The sequence below is a fragment of the uncultured Microbulbifer sp. genome (assembly GCF_947498635.1).
GTDB lineage: Bacteria > Pseudomonadota > Gammaproteobacteria > Pseudomonadales > Cellvibrionaceae > Microbulbifer > Microbulbifer echini.
In genome coordinates this window covers 39807-60279 of record NZ_CANMKV010000011.1, presented here as the reverse complement: position 1 = coordinate 60279, position 20473 = coordinate 39807, and the positions used below count along the sequence as shown (strand labels likewise).

16 protein-coding genes and 1 pseudogene are annotated in these 20473 nt (G+C 44.8%); 4 read left to right on the top strand and 13 right to left on the bottom strand.

Features of this window, described 5'->3' with window-relative positions:
- The first annotated feature begins 93 nt into the window (after nt 1-93).
- Nucleotides 94-1125 carry a Fe(3+) ABC transporter substrate-binding protein gene (locus tag Q1A69_RS07770; protein WP_299583592.1) on the top strand — a complete coding sequence of 344 codons (1032 nt, stop codon included), beginning with the start codon at nt 94-96 and terminating at the stop codon, nt 1123-1125.
- Nucleotides 1126-1325: 200 nt separating this feature from the next.
- Complete coding sequence (locus tag Q1A69_RS07765; protein WP_299583590.1) at nt 1326-2933, top strand: iron ABC transporter permease; 1608 nt, start codon at nt 1326-1328, stop codon at nt 2931-2933.
- Nucleotides 2934-2939: 6 nt separating this feature from the next.
- Here Q1A69_RS07765 and Q1A69_RS07760 read toward each other — a convergent pair whose 3' ends face one another.
- The 6 genes from Q1A69_RS07760 to Q1A69_RS07735 form a co-directional block, all read right to left on the bottom strand.
- Nucleotides 2940-4046: an ABC transporter ATP-binding protein gene (locus Q1A69_RS07760; RefSeq protein ID WP_299583587.1), complete on the bottom strand. Its 1107-nt coding sequence runs from the start codon at nt 4044-4046 to the stop codon at nt 2940-2942.
- Nucleotides 4047-4371: 325 nt separating this feature from the next.
- A complete protein-coding gene (locus Q1A69_RS07755) occupies nt 4372-4737 on the bottom strand; it encodes a hypothetical protein (RefSeq protein WP_299583584.1) in 366 nt (121 codons plus the stop codon).
- A 142-nt stretch (nt 4738-4879) separates the two neighbouring features.
- Nucleotides 4880-5560, bottom strand: a complete 681-nt coding sequence (locus Q1A69_RS07750; RefSeq protein ID WP_299583581.1) for a DUF6629 family protein — start codon at nt 5558-5560, stop codon at nt 4880-4882.
- Between the two features lie 851 nt (nt 5561-6411).
- Complete coding sequence (locus tag Q1A69_RS07745) at nt 6412-6972, bottom strand: hypothetical protein (protein WP_299583578.1); 561 nt, start codon at nt 6970-6972, stop codon at nt 6412-6414.
- A gap of 1234 nt (nt 6973-8206) precedes the next feature.
- A complete protein-coding gene (locus Q1A69_RS07740; RefSeq protein WP_299583575.1) occupies nt 8207-8953 on the bottom strand; it encodes an HNH endonuclease in 747 nt (248 codons plus the stop codon).
- Nucleotides 8946-10199, bottom strand: a complete 1254-nt coding sequence (locus Q1A69_RS07735; RefSeq protein ID WP_299583572.1) for an AAA family ATPase — start codon at nt 10197-10199, stop codon at nt 8946-8948. The genes Q1A69_RS07740 and Q1A69_RS07735 overlap by 8 nt, the downstream gene beginning before the upstream one ends.
- Before the next feature lie 342 nt (nt 10200-10541).
- Between Q1A69_RS07735 and Q1A69_RS07730 the strand changes: the two are divergent.
- Nucleotides 10542-11483, top strand: a pseudogene (locus tag Q1A69_RS07730) (IS110 family transposase).
- A 394-nt stretch (nt 11484-11877) separates the two neighbouring features.
- Here Q1A69_RS07730 and Q1A69_RS07725 read toward each other — a convergent pair.
- From Q1A69_RS07725 to Q1A69_RS07705, 5 genes are all read right to left on the bottom strand, one after another.
- Nucleotides 11878-12714: an alpha/beta hydrolase gene (locus Q1A69_RS07725; RefSeq protein WP_299583569.1), complete on the bottom strand. Its 837-nt coding sequence runs from the start codon at nt 12712-12714 to the stop codon at nt 11878-11880.
- A 94-nt stretch (nt 12715-12808) separates the two neighbouring features.
- Nucleotides 12809-13090 (bottom strand): hypothetical protein, encoded by a 282-nt coding sequence (locus Q1A69_RS07720; protein WP_299583566.1) that lies wholly within the window; start codon nt 13088-13090, stop codon nt 12809-12811.
- Between the two features lie 91 nt (nt 13091-13181).
- Nucleotides 13182-13853 carry a hypothetical protein gene (locus tag Q1A69_RS07715; protein WP_299583563.1) on the bottom strand — a complete coding sequence of 224 codons (672 nt, stop codon included), beginning with the start codon at nt 13851-13853 and terminating at the stop codon, nt 13182-13184.
- Nucleotides 13854-13938: 85 nt separating this feature from the next.
- Nucleotides 13939-14361: a hypothetical protein gene (locus tag Q1A69_RS07710; protein WP_299583560.1), complete on the bottom strand. Its 423-nt coding sequence runs from the start codon at nt 14359-14361 to the stop codon at nt 13939-13941.
- A 79-nt stretch (nt 14362-14440) separates the two neighbouring features.
- A complete protein-coding gene (locus Q1A69_RS07705) occupies nt 14441-16300 on the bottom strand; it encodes an AAA family ATPase (protein ID WP_299583557.1) in 1860 nt (619 codons plus the stop codon).
- A 1722-nt stretch (nt 16301-18022) separates the two neighbouring features.
- Here Q1A69_RS07705 and csrA point away from each other — a divergent pair.
- Complete coding sequence (gene csrA, locus Q1A69_RS07700) at nt 18023-18211, top strand: carbon storage regulator CsrA (protein ID WP_299583554.1); 189 nt, start codon at nt 18023-18025, stop codon at nt 18209-18211.
- Nucleotides 18212-18348: 137 nt separating this feature from the next.
- Here csrA and Q1A69_RS07695 read toward each other — a convergent pair whose 3' ends face one another.
- Nucleotides 18349-18759: a DUF6746 family protein gene (locus tag Q1A69_RS07695; protein WP_299583551.1), complete on the bottom strand. Its 411-nt coding sequence runs from the start codon at nt 18757-18759 to the stop codon at nt 18349-18351.
- A 403-nt stretch (nt 18760-19162) separates the two neighbouring features.
- Nucleotides 19163-20467: an adenosylmethionine--8-amino-7-oxononanoate transaminase gene (bioA, locus tag Q1A69_RS07690; protein WP_299583548.1), complete on the bottom strand. Its 1305-nt coding sequence runs from the start codon at nt 20465-20467 to the stop codon at nt 19163-19165.
- Nucleotides 20468-20473 lie beyond the last annotated feature (6 nt).

Here is a 20473-nt window from a genome sequence, read left to right as displayed (position 1 = left end):
TGCCGCCTCACCCGAATGTGTCAGGGAAGTTGACATTCCCACCAACTCTAATGAGAATGCTTCTCAAATCAATTCGCGGGTGATATGACTCCTATGTTTAGCAAGTCCCTATTCCAGAAAATCGCTGTGGCTGTTGGCCTGGCCGGAGCAATTGGTGCCAATGCCGAGGAGCAAGTGAATATTTACTCCTACCGCCAGCCCTTTCTGATTGAGCCGATACTGGAGGAATTTACTGAGAAAACCGGTATTGAGACAAAGGTGGTGTATGCCAGCAAGGGGCTCAACGAGCGCCTGCAGCGCGAGGGGCGTAACAGTCCGGCAGATTTGGTACTCACTTCCAACACCAGCAGCTTGATGGACCTGCTGAACAAGCAGTTGACCCAGCCGGTGAAGAGCGAGGTGTTGGAGCAAAATATCCCGACACAATTCCGTGATGAGGCCGGCAACTGGTTCGGCCTGACAACCCGAGCGCGTTTAATCTACGCCTCCAAAGACCGCGTTAAGCCCGGTGAAATCACTCGCTACGAAGAAATGGTTGATCCCAAGTGGAAGGGCCGAATCTGTACCCGCAGCGGCAAGCATCCTTACACCCTATCCTTGATCGCCTCCATGATCGCCCACCACGGTGAAGCAGAAACCAAAGAGTGGCTGCAGGGGGTGAAAGCGAATCTGGCGCGTAAGCCGCAGGGCAATGACCGCGCCCAGGTTAAAGCCATTAGCGAAGGTGTCTGTGACCTTTCCCTGGGGAACAGCTACTACTTCGGTAAAATGATCACCAATAAGGAGCAGCCGGAGCAGGTGGATTGGGCCAAATCAGTAAATCTGATCTTCCCTAACCAGAAGGATCGCGGTACCCATATGTTTATTTCCGGCGCGGCGCTGACCAAGCATGCCCCCAACCGTGAAAATGCCGTTAAGCTGCTGGAGTTCCTCAGTGGCGCCGATGCTCAGTACTCTTATGCTGAGAAAAACTTTGAATTCCCGGTGCGCCCCGGCACGGCCCGCTCTGAGTTGATTAAGGAATATATGGGGGAATTCAAGGAAGACAATCTGAGTCTCACGGAAATCGGTTCCTACGTTCCGGCGGCTTCCCGTATGGTTGATGAAGTGCGCTTTGACTTTTAGAATGGTTAACTGAGTGGAAATTGCTGCCCAGCATATTGGCAGTACTATCTCAGTCTTATTCGAACGGCCCTGTCGAGAGACCAGGGCCGTTCTTTTATAATGGGCTTTTGATTGCTTAATTCATGCTAAACCGAGCGAATTTATCAGCTTCCCGCTGGCTGCTTCTGGTAGCTACTATTTCCCTTCTAGTAGCTTTGCCAGTGCTCTCTATCTTTTGGTTGGCATTTTTTCCTGAAGAGAATATCTGGCCGCACCTGTTAGACACGGTGCTGTTCCACTATGTGTCCTCCACATTACTTCTGGCTGGTGGTGTCGGTTTAGTAACACTGATAGCGGGCGTGGGCAGCGCTTGGCTGGTGAGCATGTGCCAGTTCCCCGGGCGCCGTTTGTTTGAGTGGGCATTGCTACTGCCGTTTGCCGTTCCCGCCTATGTGATTGCCTACGTCTATACAGATTTGCTGGAGTACGCGGGCCCCGTGCAAAAGTCCTTGCGGGCCTGGTTTGGTTGGCAGACGGCCAGGGACTACTGGTTCCCTGAGATCCGCAGTATGGGGGGGGCGATTGCCATGCTGTCACTGGTGCTCTTTCCCTATGTGTATATGCTCGCGCGCGCGGCGTTTATCGAACAGTGTGGCAGTATACGGGCCGCGAGCCGGTCATTGGGCTGTACGCCCTGGCAGAGCTTTTTGCGCGTATCCCTGCCAATGGCACGCCCGGCAATTGCGGTGGGCTTATCACTGGTCTTGATGGAAACCCTGAATGACTTCGGCACTGTCGACTTCTTTGCGGTGCGCACCTTGAGTGTCGGGATTTACGATACCTGGCTGAGCCGCGGTAATTTAGGGGGGGCGGCACAAATTGCCTGTAGCACCCTGATTTTTGTGGTTCTGCTAATTACGCTGGAGCGAATGGGGCGGGCGAGACAGAAGCACTTTGTACAATCGCCAAATTCCCAGCGTGAACGTTATGTGTTACGTGGCTGGCGATCCGGTATAGCTTTCTTGTTTTGCGGGTTACTGTTGGTGGCTGGTTTTATTATCCCCCTGCTGGTTCTGGGTGGATACGCACTGAGTAACTTTTCCAGCTATTGGAGTGAAGATTTTATACAGATCGCCAGCAATAGCTTGTTGCTGTCTATCGCAGCGGCATTGGTCTCTGTATTGCTGGGCTTGCTGCTGGCTTACGGTAAGCGGCTGCAACCCAAGAGGTCTGTGAAGCTTTTAGTCGGCTTTTCCAAGCTGGGTTATGCAATGCCAGGGGCGGTATTGGCGATTGGTGTCCTGATTCCCTTGGCCGCTTTTGATAATGCCGTCGATGCTTTTTTACGTGAACACTTCGATATCTCCATAGGGCTAATGTTAAGCGGCAGTATTTTTGCCATTATTTTTGCCTATACAGTGCGCTTCCTGGCGGTATCCACGGGGGCCATAGAATCCAGTCTGGAGAAGGTAACCCCATCTATGGATAGGGCTGCCCGCTCTCTGGGGCGTAATAGCTGGCAAACCTTGTGGGCTGTGCATCTCCCCTTGGTGCGTACAGGCCTTCTCACAGGCGGCCTGGTGGTCTTTGTAGACTGTATGAAAGAACTGCCGGCGACTTTGCTACTGCGCCCCTTCGGCTTTGATACCCTAGCGACTTATGTTTACCAGTTTGCTTCTGATGAGATGCTGGAACGCTCGGCCCTGGGGGCTTTATTGATTGTCTTGGTGGGATTAATCCCGGTGATTTTGCTGAGCCGTTCCATTGGGTCACGTAGAGGTGAGGAGCGCACAGCCCTGGCGAGCTCTGAAGCGCCCGCCCTATCTTGATAGTTACTATTGGGCCTGCTCAAACACTAGGGCAGAGGAGAGACGTAGGGGTAGTTTATCACCGGCAGCGGCTTGAATATTTGCCTTCAAAGCGGCCTCGACGGTTTCGCCTGCAGCTAACTGAAAGCGGTAGCTCACCTGATTGCCGAGAAAATTCTTTTCCACCACCTGTGCCATAACCGCGCGGGGATGTTCGCCTGCGGCAATATCCTCACTGCGCACAAACAGTTCAAGCTTATCCCCATTTTCGTATGCAGCTGTCGGTATATTTACTTCCCCTAATGGGGTGCTGATCAGGTCATTGCCCAAGACAGTACCGGAGATGATGTTCCCTTCACTAACGATTCTCGCAACCGCCAAATTCTTTGGTTTCTGATAAGTATTTTGTGGACTGTCCCACTGCTGTAATTGACCTTGGCTGAGCACTCCCAGCTTGTCTCCAGCAATAAAGGCCTCGTGGCGGTCGTGGGTAACAATAATCGCAGGGATCTTCTCTTCGCGCAGTATATGGCGGACTTCGGCGGCGAGACTGCGGCGCAGTTCGGTATCTAGGTTGGAAAAGGGTTCATCCAGCAGCAATAGCTTGGGGCGAGGTGCCAGTGCCCGAGCCAGAGCGACACGCTGCTGCTGACCGCCGGATAGTTGGTGCGGATACTGTTGCTCGAAGCCTTCCAGCCGTACTAGCTGTAGCAACGACTGAGTGCGGGATAGCCGTTCGCCTTTTGGCGTTGACTGGATACCAAAGGCGATATTCTGCTCAACAGTGAGGTGTGGGAAGAGGGCATAATCCTGAAATACCACCCCAATTTTGCGCTGCTCCGCAGGAATCTTTACTTTGGGAGAAGAGATTACTTCTCCAGACAGTTGGATATTCCCTGCAGCGACTGGCTGAAATCCAGCGATGGCGTGTAGCAACGTTGTTTTGCCGCAGCCGCTGGGGCCCAACAAGCAGGCAATCTCCCCGGCCTGTAAAGCAAAGGAAACTGATTCGATAACCACCTGCTTGCCGTAGCGGCACTGAAGGTTTTCTATGGAGAGTATGGGGTGCACGGGTTTTCCGGTAGTTTGGCTTTTAAACACTTCGGGCAGTGTTCGGGTGTAGTTGCTGATCATAGTTATCACTAAGCTAACCGGCAACCAGTCCCGTCTGAAGCATACTATTAGCAGCCCAGTGGGGACTTCTTCTGACTGGAACTGATTTGGGTGTTTTTTGAGCAGGTGGGTTATTTAAACACCCATTCTAAACCTCATATGCCAATGTCTCCTTTCTCGTGGAGAATAAGATCTGGTCTATCACAGAATCACAGTGACCAGCTAAATAGAACCGATATCTCACTGTAAAATAAGCCGGCCCAAATCAGATTATACCATCAGCCTCGGCATAGAGATCTTGAACCGCCTAATGCTTGTTGGCAAAGGTTTGCTTTAGTGCTTCGCTTTACTGCCAACCATGCTGATCATTTTTAGAGTTTCCCCCGAATAACCGTTTAAAAAACTCGGAAAAAAGACCTGCAACGATATCCTCTTTGTCGATAGAGTCCTTTTCTCGTAGCTGCTCTGCCTTCCTATCCAGCTGTGTGGCCATGGAATAATTATTGCTTATTCTGGCGTCTTCAGCCTGTGCTTCTAGTTCATTGGCTTTCGCATTTCTCTCATATATGTTAGCGGTGGAAACACATCCGGAAATAAATATAACTGACAGAGTGAAAAACAATATTTTCATGCTAGGCGAAACAAATTTGAGGTCCATAATATTTTGATGGCTGGTATTGGCTGGTATTGGCTTGTATAGTGTTGTCAGCACTATACCATAGTCGGATACAGTAACTCATTATGTAATATTGAAAGCAAGCACCAGGTCAAAAGCATTACTTCCTTAGCTTCTTAAAAAGGTCTTTGCTGGTATTTCCCTTTATGCTGTGGCCAAATTAGCTTTATCAGTTCAATCATAAAATCTGTTTTTTCATCTTTGCTTTATAATCATTTATTAATAGAAAATAAATCCATAAGGTCGATATTGCAGCAAAGAAACACCAGGTTGATATCCATGTTTCACGATGAGTAAAGTAGACGATAACACCGAGCAGCATGACAAGTGTCCAAAATTTTCTAAAAATCCGATTGCTTGATAATAAAAATAAAAAGCCAAGTAAAGAATAAATAATATGTCCTGCTGTAATGGCGAATAAGCTGTAGTCGGAAGTGATATAGCATAGGCTATGCCCGCATACGCTCGTTTTTATCAAGTGTCTTGATCCTGTTTCTAATAGGACAGGTATCCAAAGGTATAAACCAAAAACAAAACCTATGATGATTACTATAATAAAAAAAATCCTTTTCCATTTTTTTGTTTCAAGGCTAAAGGCTACGGTTGGTATCCAGACAAGCCAAAAAAGCAGAGCAAAGAATAGAAAGAAAATGGAAGATACTGTTGTTAGTGATGTTAAGTTTCCGTTGTATCCAATCCATACCATGCCTTCACTCGCTTGTTGTAACGCGAAAAGGATAGGGGTAATTGCGAGTAATAAATAGGTTTTATCATTTTTTATAGCGTGTCTTGTACACAAAGCACCGCCAACAAGAAGGACAGCTGCTGATCCGAATGATGCTGTGGCTGAAAAACACATAGTGGTTTTCTCTGTATGTAAAATATTGTCATTTAAGCCAGAGCCTTAAAGCTTAATGTACTATGTAACAATAGCCTTAACCTAAAGAATGTGTTGAAATTCACTAATTTGTACTAAGATTTTGAATTTATCTGGAAGGTCTATGCCAATTTCAACCCTTCATTTCACCTGTGGATAAAATCGAAAACACCATCAAAGAGCATTGAGTTTCCCTATAAAATTCGATGCTTATGCAGGTAAAGTCTATGTTGACTGGGGACAACAAGCCAGTTTGACGCCGCTGAGTCAGTTGCAGTGTTTTATTCACCTATCAACGTTGGCCACTGTTTTGGTCCTTGCGTCGGGGGATACCTATTGCATGTTAAAGTAATAATGCTCCTACAAACATTAAATGTATTAGGGGTATTATTCTTATCGGTACTATATGGTCATTTTAGCTTGCTGCTGTGAAGCTGTCAGCGTGGCCGCTGACTCATAAGTAGGCCTAACCCGCTAGCCACCATCGTGGGGCAAACAAAAATGGTGGGACACAGCGGCGCCTCGGTCAGTAATGATCAAGGTAATTAAACAGAAGTCAGCCGACGGCATAGTAGCCAAATGCCAAGATTAATACCTTGGACAGGGTGAAGGCCTGCACCAAACTCCACGAGTTAAAAGACAAGGCTAGCCTACTGATATGTTTTCAGTCGGATAAAGTTGAGGTGGCGCACTGCCATGATATTCAGCTCAATTGAAGAGCTGCTCGATACTATCGCTGGGTAGAAATTCATTAGGGATAGGGAGCTGCGCATTGCAGGTTCGCATGATGGGTGGTGTGGGGGCCGGTAGCTAAAAACTACCGGCTACTCGATTTATGCTTTTCCACAAATTTCAGTATTTATCCAATCCGTTGCTTCCCTTAACGGATATTCCTGGTACCTGTATATTTCATTTTCATCTAGGCCATCAGCCTCAATTAGATACTTTACAACAACATGATAATCTCGGTATCTTTGACGAGCTTTGCTTTCATCGAGTCCGGAGGCGCAGAGACTGATAGTTGAACCTCCACGAGCATACTCGGCCACACCTTCCAGCTTCCATTCATCTATTTGAAAATGCTGGACGCCCAACTCCCAAAATTGCTCAATATGCTTGGCCTCATGCTCAATTACACCTGCCATTGACGTATCAGCTTCTTTAACTGCGGCGCCATTGACGTATGCAACACCGACGAAAGGGAGTGTAAATCCAAGTGAGCCTCCTGAAATAGGATTAAGCAGCTTGTAAGTCAAAGGGCTATTAATTACGTATACCCTATCTTCCGTTTTTTGTGAAAAAGCAAAAGCATGAGCTGAAAAAGCTCCGTGAACTAAAAACCACATCCAAGAGATAATGTTAACGACTAATTTGAGAGTTTTTCTAATTTTCATACATTTACCAGTTACTGCTTGAAGCATAACGCTTTGCCAAACGGCAGCCGTAACGCAGTGTAGGCTGTCCGGCGGAGGGCGCGATTTTTGCGCCTGGAACGTATTTCAGCAACTGGTTATGCATTTGCAAAAGCTATGAATGATTTAGTGGCTTTAAAGCAGAGACCAACCCCAATGAAAGCTGATATATAGTAAGGAAGTCCCATGTAGACGAACTCCAAGTCTGCAATATTTTCTTCGTGTATAAGGTTACCAATAAACGTCCCAGCTATTGGAAGGAAGTATGCCATAAACAAAAATCGGAACCCCCACGATAGCTCTTTGAATGCAGTTAATTCATAGCTCTTAAACAAAGCAGAGAAACGATAAGACACTAACAGGAATGCAAAGGGTATTAAAAGCTCAATGAATCCTGACAGAATCTCTATAAAAAAGAACATCCCCACCAATCAAATCTCCTAGCCTGATAACTCTTTATGTATAACGCCGCGCTCAACTGCCGGAGGTCAGATTGCAGGCGCTTGGTACGCCCAGCATGGGCGTGAACTAATGGGGTGAAAGTCCCCTGTAGGAAGATCACCATTTAATGGGTTCCATTAAATGCTAACTATTAGCGAATGGCAACTGCAACACCGCGAGGTCTTGTGGGGAGGAAGCCGCTAGCAGAACTACGAGCTGACGAATAGAAACATCCTATAAGGCTTAGCCTGGAAGCGAGGTGGCCAAGGATACCGAAGCCATGTGATCTAACGGGTAGAGTAAATGATGCAGTTGTGTAGTGAAAGTTCACGTTCTTATCTGGGGAGATCTGTTCAGCTTGCTGCTGTGAAACTGTCAGCGTGGCCGCTGACTCATAAGTAGGCCTAACCCGCTAGCCACCATCGCGGGGGCAAACAAAATTGGTGGAACACAGCCGCGCCTCGGCCAGTAATGGCCAAGGTGATTGAACAGAAGTCAGCCGATGGCATAGTAGCCTAATGCCAAGATTAATACCTTGTATACGGTGAAGGCCTGAACCCAAAATCCACGAGTTAAAAGACAGGGCTAGCCTACCGATATGTTGCCAGTCGGATATAAAATTGACGTAGCGCACTGCCATGACACTCAACTCAAATGAAGAGCTGCTCGACGCTATCGTTGGGTAGAGATTCATTGCGGATAGGGAACCGCCCATTCCGGACCCGCACGATGGGTGGTGTGGGGGCCGGTAGCTAGAAACTACCGGCTACCCGATTTAGGCATCGTTATTAACAATTGACTTTGCAGCGTGGTAAGGAGCGCAATGCTCCAAATACGCTTTACAAAAGCCTGAGTACTTTGCCGAAGGACTAGTAAGTAACTCAATCGATTCCAATGATTCGCTAATTTTCCTTTTTCGGTTCCTGCGTTTCTGCTCTGTATCAGATTCGTTAAAGTCTTTTACGGCATCTTCTATTGCAGCACTAAAGGAATGTAAACTAATTAATATATCGGCTCTAGGTTTCATCAAGCGAACCGAATTAAGGCTGCAGACATCAATCGTTAAATTACCAATATCTTTATGCTCATTATCATTAGGGGCTATCCTTATATCTTGATAATGAAATACTTTACTAGGATCAATTTCGTATGGATTTACAATGGGGTGCTTTAAAGTATCGTGGTCATCCTTACTTCTATTACATTTCCTGCATGCAGGAAGGAAATTGTCCCAATCAAATGCAAAATCAGGATATTTAGACTTGGGGATGAAATGTTCCACCTCTATATTGCCACTTTCAGCGGGTTTGCTCTCACAAAATGCACACTTTTCATTTGAACTCTCAAATAATGGAGCCTTAATATCTGGATGCCTGTAGTGGACTAGTAACTTTGCTTTATCATCCTTTGGTATTTTTGAATAGTAGCCATATGCAGAAACGGCAGTTTTAAGCTGGCATGACCAGCCATGTTCATTTTGTGTCAAAATATCAGGCTTTGGTTTACGTTCGAGCTTAATCATTTGAAGTGGCCACCATAGAAGCATACTTAGCATTTAGCACGGTTAAAATTGAATCATTGGGGTGACATATATCCGTGAGTTTATAAATCGCATGCTTTAGTCCTTCTATTGATCTAACTTCAATCTGATCAAAGGCATCGGTAACAAATTTTTCGTAATCCTTATTTTCCAAACTCATGACCCCCATTACCTCAGAAAGGATCTGATCTGTGTTCCATCCAGAAAATCTCTTCGTTGACGGCTTCAAAGAATACACATTCTCATTTGGGTTCCTGTCCATGATAATGACTTCATTTTCTTTGGCTGATGAAAGTAAATGAGGAGAATGTGTGGTAACAATAAACTGAATATTTGGAAAGATGTTAGATAATCCATCTCTTAGGCTAAACTGCCATTCTGGGTGAAGATGAAGATCAAGTTCGTCAATTAATACAGTTCCAGTAGCTTTACTAGCTACTCTAAAGCCTTCCTTTCGGGTTCCTTCTATCCATTCAAATATATTTGCTAAAATAGACAAAACAGCTTGAAATCCTGCTGATAGCTCTTCCATGTAGCACTCTTCACCATAAATCGAAAAAATTGGTTCTAGCTCTTTTCCTGTTCGAACGTAAGAAAAACTACTATTAAAAGGTGCAAGAGTAGGTAAGAACTCCAGCATGTGATACCAGTTCTCCCTTTCTTCTTTCGCCCAATCTTTGTCTATCATGAAATAACGATTTACAAACCATTGCTTTATATTACTTGGCTGGTCTCCATATAGAGATTTCGTTCCAGTTGAAACATATTGATTTAATTTTTGTTCAAGAGGTTGCTCTCTTTGCATACCATTTATTTGCTGGTATTTAATATTTCTTTGAGCACCAATAAAGAGAGGGCAGAATTCTTTTAGTTTCGAATTTACTTCATTAATTGAGATAGATTCTCGCCCTTGTTCTGCTTCAGGCTTGTTCCAGGCTTTAATAGATTGATTGCGATAGCCTTGATCATTTATAGAATCTCGGCCCATACCAACTCTTCTTTTTTCGTCAGAGAAAGTTAAATCTGTCCAGAACTCTGAATCATCCTGAAATCTAGAATATTGAAAACTGCCATGATGAAAGCAATGAGATATACCAGCTAGAACTGATGTTTTTCCGCATCCATTGGGGCCAGCAATAAAGTTGAATTGTTTACTGAATTCTATATCAAGTAGCTTAAATTGACGAAAGTTTCTTAAATGTAGTTTTTCAATATAATCTGTTGCCAATTTTTGGTCTCCAATTATGGTGGGTAGATCCAGTGCCTAACGCCCCGCACAGGGGCAGACAAATAAGCGCAGCGTTTTGGCTGTCCCAGCGACCAACGGGAGCGATTGCTGCGGCTTGTATGGTTGTTCTTGATCGATTCTGATGTTGAAAATCCTTTTCGTTAACGGGTAAATTGAGACCCACCTTCGGCGGCCACCGAAGGCCTTGTTTGTCACAGTTCGTTGCTGCGCCGGTTTATAAAGACCGTTAACAAGTAGGAACGTGACAGACACTCACTAGGCATAACTCGAATAGTCATGTGGGCCTCGAGCCCGAATAGCAAGGCGGAGATAGCTTATCTTATGGAACCTCAAGAGATCAATGTCGGTATCGATACCAGCAGTAAACAACTCGATATTTATGTGAGACCTACTGGCCAGTTTTTTAGTGTTGCCAATGATAAAAATGGCATTAAGGATGCCATTAAACAACTACAACCTCTTAAACCTCAAAGAGTATTAATAGAGTCTACAGGAAGACTCGAGTTACAGTTTGTTTGCGCCGCCGACAAAGCAGGATTACCTATTGTTGTTTGCAATCCTTCGCAGATAAGAAGCTTCGCTAAATCCGCAGGTCGCCTCGCCAAAACTGACAAGCTAGATGCAATGGATATTGCACATTTTGGTGAGGCCATGAAACTAAGGCTGTCGACGCTAAAACCAGAAAAACTTAGGGGGATCAGTGACTTACTTACTGTAAGAAGCCAGTGCTTAGAGATGAGCACAATGCAAAAAAATCGGCTTCAGCGGATGCCTAAATCAGTACACAAACCTATCAAGACCATTTTAAGCACCATTAAAAAAGAGTTACAAGGTATCGACAAAAAACTGGATAAACTTGTTAACAGTGTGTCTGAGTGGCGGCAAAGGCGCGACCTATTGTTGAGCGCTAAAGGAGTCGGAAATGTATTGGCTTATACGCTGATGAGTGAACTTCCTGAGCTCGGAAAATTGAACCGTAAAGAAATCGCTGCACTTGTAGGTGTCGCCCCGATGAACCGTGATAGCGGCAGTTTCTAGGGAAAGAGATATATTCGAGGCGGAAGGCATCGTGTACGTACGGTTCTATTTGTTTCCATCATGTCGGCCATACAACATCATCCAAAACTAAAGCCGATGTATAAGCGATTAGTCGACGCTGGCAAACCTAAAAAGGTCGCTCTGATTGCCTGCATGAGAAAGCAGATTACGATCCTGAATACGATGGTAAAAAATAACACCTACTGGGATGAAAGTATGGCTTAAAAGCTTGACGAGAAACCATAGTCACTTGTTATGTTGCATTCCGCTGCACCGTTTCCACTACCCCCATGAAGTTGAATGCAATGGCTAAGCCCCACAACCAGTGCTTACTTTCCGGCCAGAATATCTTAGGGACAAATGAGCTTACATAGCTTGTTGCTAGCGATAAATTTGGGGCAAAAAAAGATAGGAGACATACCAACGCCAACCATTCCAGTGCCAACCATAGTAAAAATAGATCTTGAACAAAAAATAAGGATACGGCAGCGGCTAGTGTTACACCTAATAGAGCCACATCAACTATCCGAATTCCCTCGGGACTCATAAGTTGAACCTACTCAACATAACGCTTCAAGCAAGGGCGCCAATTTTATTGGCGTCCTTTTGACTTGACTTGTTAAGTTTCGTTTTCAATTTTTGAGATCATTTTCTCGATGTGCTCAATAACTATCCATGGGTCAGATTCGTCAAAAAGGTGCGACGCATACATCATAGTAACTGCCTCCGCATTGCGAGTGATAGCCCTTAGTTTTTCTTGAGACCGATCCCATGATTTAGTGTATGTATCTACATCTTTATAGCTCATTTTCGTCTGCCGAATACTGACGTGAGGAATACCTCTAGACATGACAGTGATAGGTAAGTCACTGGGAATTGAATAAATTGATGTATGTGATGAAGCCTCTTCGAAATCCTCGAAAGAGTGATGATTACGCTCCCAATCCATAATCCACTCCATGGTTTTCCAGCCTTCCCGTGACATTGATGACTTCATGTCCTGATACCAGCTTTCGTGTGCCGCATCTACAAACACGATACCTTTAACAACTTCAGGTTTTTGGTTGGTAAAAGCTCTTGCCACTAGGCCTCCGAACGAATGGGGAACAAGCACTACTTTGTTCCATTCTAACTTCTCAGTAAGAGTTGTTAGCTCATCGGCTAGCTCAGACATAGTTCTAACTTTTGGATCGCCATAAGTGCTCATGCCATATCCGGCGCGATCGTACATACACACCTTATAGTTAGCAGGATCAATATTTCTAAATGTATTTTTATATGTTGATTGCACGTTCAGACCCATACCTGCGACGAGCAGTATCGTCAATTCCCCGGTACCTTTACATACATAGCCTATATTCTTTCCGTTAACTTCGACGGATAAGTGTTCTCGCTCTTGAGCCGATGTCATCAAAGGAAGTAACGCTATATGTAGTGCTAATAGATATTTGAACATTAATCAAAACCTCATAGAAACTTAACGCCCGCCGCACAGGCGAGCAACTTGTTGCGAGTCCAGCGCACGGGGTGCGCGATTGTGCCGGCGCTTGTTATAACCCCAACACTTTCTGTCCAATTTTTAGTGTTTGCTCAGTATCTTTTGTAACTACTAACCAGTCAAATTGGACTTCGCTAGATACGCCAAGCTTTCCGTATATATGGTTGCTAGTTTTTGTTGCCTCATCAAAGAAACTATCTTCCTTAGCCGCCTTAACGGAATCAACGATGCCTTGTGCAAAAGCCAATAATTCTTCTTCAGTACCAATCAAAAATGACTCGTCCCAGCCCGTTTGAGAAGTGATTATCGGCCCTTGGTTTTCTCGATTACTCATATTTCTATCACTGAACCCTCAAAGGTTATAACGCCCAGCGAAGGGGCAAATTTGTAGCGCAGCGGAAAATTTGTCCCGCTTACGCTGATTGTTATGTGGATATATATCCACGATAGCTGGCCCAATTTCGAGCAAGCTGATCAAGTATTTTATTTGGTAATATATCATCTAACTCTTCCGGTTCGTGTATAAAAACTACGTCAATTTCTTTAATTTTTTTAGTTGACTCGTTGATATACCAAACACCATCAATTTTTAGATGCGGTGTTTCAGTTGCAATTCGTTGCAGCATCACCTGTATAACTCGATATACAAACCACGTTTCGTAGAATTCGAAACCTTCATTCAAAATGACCAAAAATCCATAGGCATCCTTACAATCGAGCGCTTTCTTTGTTGCATGAATCTGTTTTTTTGAACTTCGGATATAGTCTTCAAGTGTTCGGGCGGCCAAAGAATCTAACTGCTTGTTGAAAAGCGCTCTATTTGAATGGCCCTCATAGACTTGCTCGAAAGACACAGTTCCGAAAACAACAGGCATACCATTTTTAACTTCGGAGGAGTTCTCTACTCTCTTTTGAAACCAAGGCTCTAGTGCATCAGCGCGATCACTAGATATAGTTTTTACTTCTATGATTGATCGCTTTTCTTCGAGAAAGAAATCACCTTTTCCCTTGGGAAATTGAGCCTCGGGAAGTGAATCAATATCAACAGCACCGTTGTGTTTTACTAAAAACTCTTTAAATGTAGATTCTAGGTTCATCGCTTGATCACATAATGCCCGCATAAAAGGCGGAGCGTCAGCGACGTCCAGCCCGCAGGGCGATTTTTGATGCGCTTGTTATATTTCATTTCATTGGTTTAATTGGACTAGGCATTTTTACAGTAGCCTTGTTAATAGTTCTTGCTGCTGGATCTTCAATGTCTTCTGATGGAAACAAAACTGGAACCGTAAATTGGATTCTGCTTGCTAAAACGTTCTTTGAACCCTTTTCGCCACCCACATCACCACCGAGAATCCCCGACAAGACTTTGACCTTGGCCCCACCTTTTGCAGAGTCTTCGGCTGTAATAGCAATATCAAATGCTACTGGCTGAGAAAAATTATTATTGCGATTATCCCAAGTGGTATTATCGCTAACAGCTTCGCTTTTTCGCATCAATCCGCCAGGATTAACAGATGCACCTAAATCCTTAGTTTTCTCTTGGGCTTCTTTGATTCCACTTACGATAGAAACTATTGTTTCTGAAACGAACTCTTTTAGATCCACAAATCTCTCCTTGAAATAACGCTTTGCTCACCGGAAAATTAGGAACGTAGCGAGTAATTTTTCCGAGTGCAGCAACTTGTTATGCATTGGACTGCAACGATTGCTCGATAACTCTAACCACGTCATCACCCGGATTGAAGGTCATAGGAAATCCGCTAACATTAAGTATTTTACTATTCATTTTAATTTCCAGCTTGTTATCTTCTATAGATAGATCAAATATTGCCGCTCTTTCCCTAAGAATAGTTTTAGCCAAAATTCTGATGTCTTGGGTATTAGTTCCTGAATTTAACTTGGCCATTGCTGGGGCTGCAATTGAAAGAAGCATATCTCTTAAAGATTCTGCTTCGTTGATTTTCTCTCCTTGTGAAGCATACTCAATACATCTGACGATCTCAGGAACATAAGAAATGACATCCTCTTTACTTTCATTTTCTAAGAAATCAATTTCATCTACAGCGGCACTAGGTTTTCCCTCAGCGGTAAATCGGTCAGATGATTGATAATACGATTCGATAGCCCCTCGTCGAAGAATAAAGCAACCGGCCAGCTCCAAAATATCAAGAGCAGCTTCTAGCCTTCTTTTCATTAAAATCCAATCAGCCCCAGAGTCAAAGTCTGACAATACGCTTTCATCAAGCTCAAATATGGTTGAAAAGCTTGACCTTCTTTTGGCTAGTGAATCATCAATATCCTTCTTATTAATCCAGTAAGGATGTTGCATTGACTGGCTAGATATTTCGTTCCATTTATCAGCTATCAAACTGCAGAAGTCTCTATAAACTCCTGAAACGAGACTGGATGCAGATGATACCCCAGATAAAGCAGCTTTTTGATCAGCGATGGCACAGCCATTAAGAAAATTATTTGCCAGTTCAAGACCATCTGCAAATGCATCTGCATCAGCAAGTACAACGGGATTTTTTCCTAACAGTTTCATAAATTTTGATACTACAGGCATTTGTCCCGTTCCTATAACGGGCAGTATTTGTGAGCCAGCAGCTTCGAGGTGATACTCCAACCTATGTGAGAGAAAACTACACAACATTACGTCAGAAGGACCCTCTACAAGGAGTGGACGCTTGCAAAACAATGAAAGCTTGTGCTCTTGACCTAGCCTAGCCACTAAAGTTTGAAGTTTTCTGTTTTGTAACTCCCCAGCCGAAGGGTCAACTTGAACAGGAGGCGAGTCTAGGTCATGACAAAAAATTAACGAGGACAGGTCTTCACATTTAGAAATTTTTAGCATTTCAGTAGAGTGTGTAGCCATGACTATGATTTTTTTATAGCCACCTTCACTTGGATGCCCTGAGGCTTCTACTATTTCATTAAGTAAAAATGCTTGAAGCTGAGGGTGTAGAGATACTTCAGGCTCATCTAACAACAGCGCACCAACTTCATCATCATATAAAGCAGACAAAATGCCAACGAGGTGGAGTAAACCTGAAGCTTCCCTACCAGAGGAATAAGGCTGCGTATCATTATCTAATCTTGCGAATACAACTTTGAGGGTTCCACCGTCCCATTCGATAATCAAGTCACGTTTAAATAACTTCCTCAACCTTTCTTGTACTTTAACAAGAATGTCTGCTCTTTCGGAAAGGGTTTGAAAGTCACCATTTAGCGTCTCAATATTGTGTCTTCTAGCCACATCACTTTTAGAGCCGAAATTTGCATCGTTGTAGGAAGGTAGACCTCGGTGATGACCATTATAATCAGATCGGTGTTGCTCAAGTAATCCCATTCGGCCTGCCGACAAAAACCTTACCTTTTTGCCTTCTGAATGAGGTTGTAGAGTATTTTTTATAGCTCTAAGAAGGTGTGTTTTACCACTTCCATTAGGGCCGATTAAAACTGTTAAACCATCGCGTATGGATATTGTTCTTGCAATGTTGCCATTATGGCTTTCAATATTTGCATTCAGTTCAATTGGAAACATAATTCAATAACTCTATTTATGCATAACGCCCGCATCATAGGCCGCAGCGTAGCTGCGGTCCTATGCATGAGCTTGTTCTGTGCCGCCCTGCTACTCTGTGCGCCCTGCAAATCAGAAAGCTCGCTGACACGAGTTAATTTATAAACGGAGACTAACACAACTTACAAGCCATCTAAACGCGACGAAATGAACTGAAAGAAAACGCCCTACTACCCGGCCAGGACTGACCGAGAACCGAACCCAAAAATAGAGGATAAAACTGAACGGATTTGTGCTTGCCAATACATGCCCTGAATCGATTCGGAATATAGGATTAGCCAGATTTCACAGCCTGAATAGACAATAAAGCCAGTGCTAAATCAACAACGGGCGTTGAGTAATCTTTGGGTAGACTGCTTGGAATGAACTACAGCGTGAAACGCACAGAACAGCTATATAGTAATCATTCTGACCACTATTATCCTGATTGTTATCACAGAATCAATTTCTACGCCAAAGCCTAAATTTTTATTTAAAACCATAGACTTAAAGCACCCTGATACGTCCGTACAAACTGGGAAAACGATTACTTTGACTACTATTCCAATTTTAACGCTAGTCCGTAATCCATTGATTTTATGATTGTTTTTGGGGTTGCTTTTTTCTCCAATATCACGGTCAATACGATCGTAAACCCCTAAGCTAGCACTCGCTAACTTTTACAGGCTGGTATTAGTTGGGGAGTGGTTAAGGTATTCAGGGTTCCTCTGAATCACTCTGTAATATCTCTGCGGATCTTGAAGGCTAAAGATGTTAGGTGCAGTTCGCCGCGAATGGACGTAGTCCTTTGCAAGCGTTGCAACGCAGCAGATGTGGCCTTCAAGGATTGGCCTGAGGGCTTCCATAACGATTTATGCACCGTGTTGCGACTTCTTCTAAGGTCTAGTCATTCCTGTGAAGCTGCGCTCTTATTGAAACCACTCTGTAGGTAGAGGCATCACTGGGTTGTTCAGAGACTCCTAAATCTCGCGGTAATATCCTAAAAGTCTGCAAGTTACTTTGCTCTATGGAGAGATCTTTTCTGTAGATATATGGAGTACGTATTAAGCCGAAGCATTGATGATCTATTGTTGTCTGAACTCCAGTATGGGAGCGGTGGGTATATTAATCTAAACGGCCATTTTTATATGCAACCGAAATTTTCAATGCGTGGGCAACAAAAAAATATAGGCACAAAAATAATCTTATTAGATTTTATTAGGATTGTTTTAGTGTCAAAGCCACGTAAAATCGATAGATATTTATTGGTAGTTTGGCCGCGATTAAGAAGCTATCTAAAGGCAACAATCAAAGCAGCTCGATTTAAGAGAGCCAAGAGAATCAAGAACCCAAGAATTCTCTAAAAACCATCCATTCAAAGGAGAACGGTAGCGTGAAGTAAGAAATAGTAAAAGGCGCTGACCCAAGGTGCTGGAACACCTGGGGCCAGCTAACCAAATTGATACGATACCTATCAAGATGGCTATATGCATAGTACGCTAGAAACCCGCTCGTCTTCAATAAAGTGGAGCACGATCAGTGGCTTGGAGAGATTCTCCAAGCCCTGGGGGCGTTGCGTCTGCCTTTTCTTTTTCTATGCCTACCGTTCTCGCGCACCACCTCGCAGTTACTCAAAACATTTCTATCCAAACTTTCCCTTTGTGGAAGGTCTATCCATGGTTTGAGTATCAGTAGGAAATAAATATGTTGATCTTAAAGCGCCGCACAGGTGAAAACTTACGGATTGGAGCGAATGTCTCAATCACCGTATTGGAAGTTAAGGGCAATCAGGTAAAGGTAGGAATACTTGCTCCAAAATCCCTGCCCGTACACCGCGAGGAGATTTATAGGCGGATCAAAAGGGAAGGAAATATGGGCAGTGGAAATCGTTGAGAATCTGATTGGGATTGTGGTGTGTAGCCATGAACGGGTGGTGTTGCTAGGAAAGCGCTAACTACTGATAGTTAGCGCTTTCAGTCGAGCCTTTCGCTGCAGATAGAGCCACAGGTTAAGCTCGGGAGTGATCTGTATTAGTGATGCTTGAATCCAGCAGCAAATTTGTCTGCTAATTTAAAGTAGTGATTCAGATCCTTGCGGGTTTTTTCTGGGCGGTTGTTTTCGGAGTTAATGTGGATGTTTTCCACAACAACGGCAATTTCTTTTGCAAGCTCTTGTCTTTCACCCTTCAGGTTCTCAGCGAAATACTCAACACTTTTTTCGAGGGTGTACGTGATGACATGAAGCTCGTGTAGTTCAGCAGGATTTAGCTTTTGCTTGCTCTTAATTTCTGCTGTTTTCTCAATGAAAATCTTCTTGGCATCCTTCATAGAAGTAACATCCGCTACTTTGAGGTGCTGGATAGGCTTCTCGTCTGATGTAGGGCTAGCTTGAGCAGTGGTAGCAAAAGTAACAGCAAAAAGTAATGCAATTAAAGTTCTCATCTTTCCTCTCTAACGCCCAAACTTTAAGGATTGATAAGGCATTGATCGGGCGAGGTGAATGCCTAACATTTATCAGTGATCATTTTGACTACTTTGATCGCTATCGTAAATGAGGATAACTATCATTAACATTCATGATACAGGAATTTTTAGGTGCTCAAAACATTTGTCGCAAAAATTGCGATCAAGCTGATCGAAATTGGTAAAGATTAAGAGAATTGAATGTGGGAGGGATGCATGCGGGAGGGGCTAACGGAGGTCTTTAGCCGGGAAGAGGCGGCCCCCGTTTATGGAAATGATCTGTTAACCCTCTATTTGCCGTAGCAAAGAGAAGGTTATTTACAGGAGGAGCCGGTTAGTTCGGGATATTGAGACCGGCTTCACAAATTAATGGGTACGGAAGCTAGGAAATCTCCCCCAGTACCTCAACCATTGCCGAGGTTAATTGGCTGAGGTCTTCTTTAGTAATCACATAGGGCGGCATGGCGTAGACCAGTTTGCCGAAGGGGCGCAGCCAAACGCCGCGTTCGATTAGAGCTTCCTGCACTTTGGCGGTAGATACCGGCCTGCGCATTTCCACCACGCCAATCGCGCCAAGGGCTCGAACATCGGCGACACCCGGTGCGGATTTTAATGGGGCTAGCTGTTCGCTCAGCTGTTGCTCGATTGCGGTTACTCGTTCCTGCCAGGGTCCGCTGAGTAGCAGTTGAATACTGGCATCGGCCACGGCACAAGCCAGGGGGTTACCCATAAATGTGGGGCCGTGCATAAAGACACCGGCTTCCCCTTGGCAAATACCTTCGGCCAGTTTATCGGTACAAAGGGTGGCGGCCAGGGTCATGGTGCCGCCGGTGAGGGCTTTGCCCAGTGTGAGGATATCCGGGGTGATATCGGCGTGTTCACAGGCAAATAACTTGCCGCTGCGGCCAAAGCCGGTGGCGATTTCATCGGCGATTAATAGCAGGTCGTGCTCGTCACAGAGCTCGCGTACACGGCGCAAATAATCGGCAGAATAAAAACGCATGCCGCCAGCGCCCTGGACGATCGGCTCTAAAATAATCGCGGCCAGTTGATCGCGGTTCTCTTCCACTTGCTGGCGCAGTTCGGCGATATCACTGTCACTACAGGTATTGCCAAAGGGGACCTGCGGAGCGGGGGCGAACAGGTGCTGGCTCAGCTGTCCTGCAAACAGGTGATGCATTCCGGTGACCGGGTCACAGGTGGCCATGGCTCCGAATGTATCGCCGTGATAACCGTTGCGCAGGGCGAGCAGTTTGCTCTTTTGCGGTTTTCCCTGGGAGTGCCAGTATTGAATGGCCATCTTGATGGCTACTTCCACAGACACTGAACCGGAGTCAGCCAGAAATACCCTGTTGAGGCCGGTGGGAGTGATTTCCACTAATTTCTTGCACAGCTCGATTGCGGGCTCGTGCGTTAAACCCCCGAACATCACATGGGACATTTTGTCCATCTGATCGCGCATGGCTTGGTTTAGCTCGGGCACATTGTAGCCGTGCAGGGCACTCCACCAGGAGGACATACCGTCGATCAGGCCGCGCCCGTCTTCCAGGTAAAGTCTTACCCCCTCGGCCCGCGCTACCGGGTACACCGGGGGCGGGTCGATCAGGGAAGAGTAGGGATGCCAAATATGTTTGCGATCGAAATCCAGGTCCATAAAAACTACATCTTTATTCTCAAGAGCCGACATTCATCC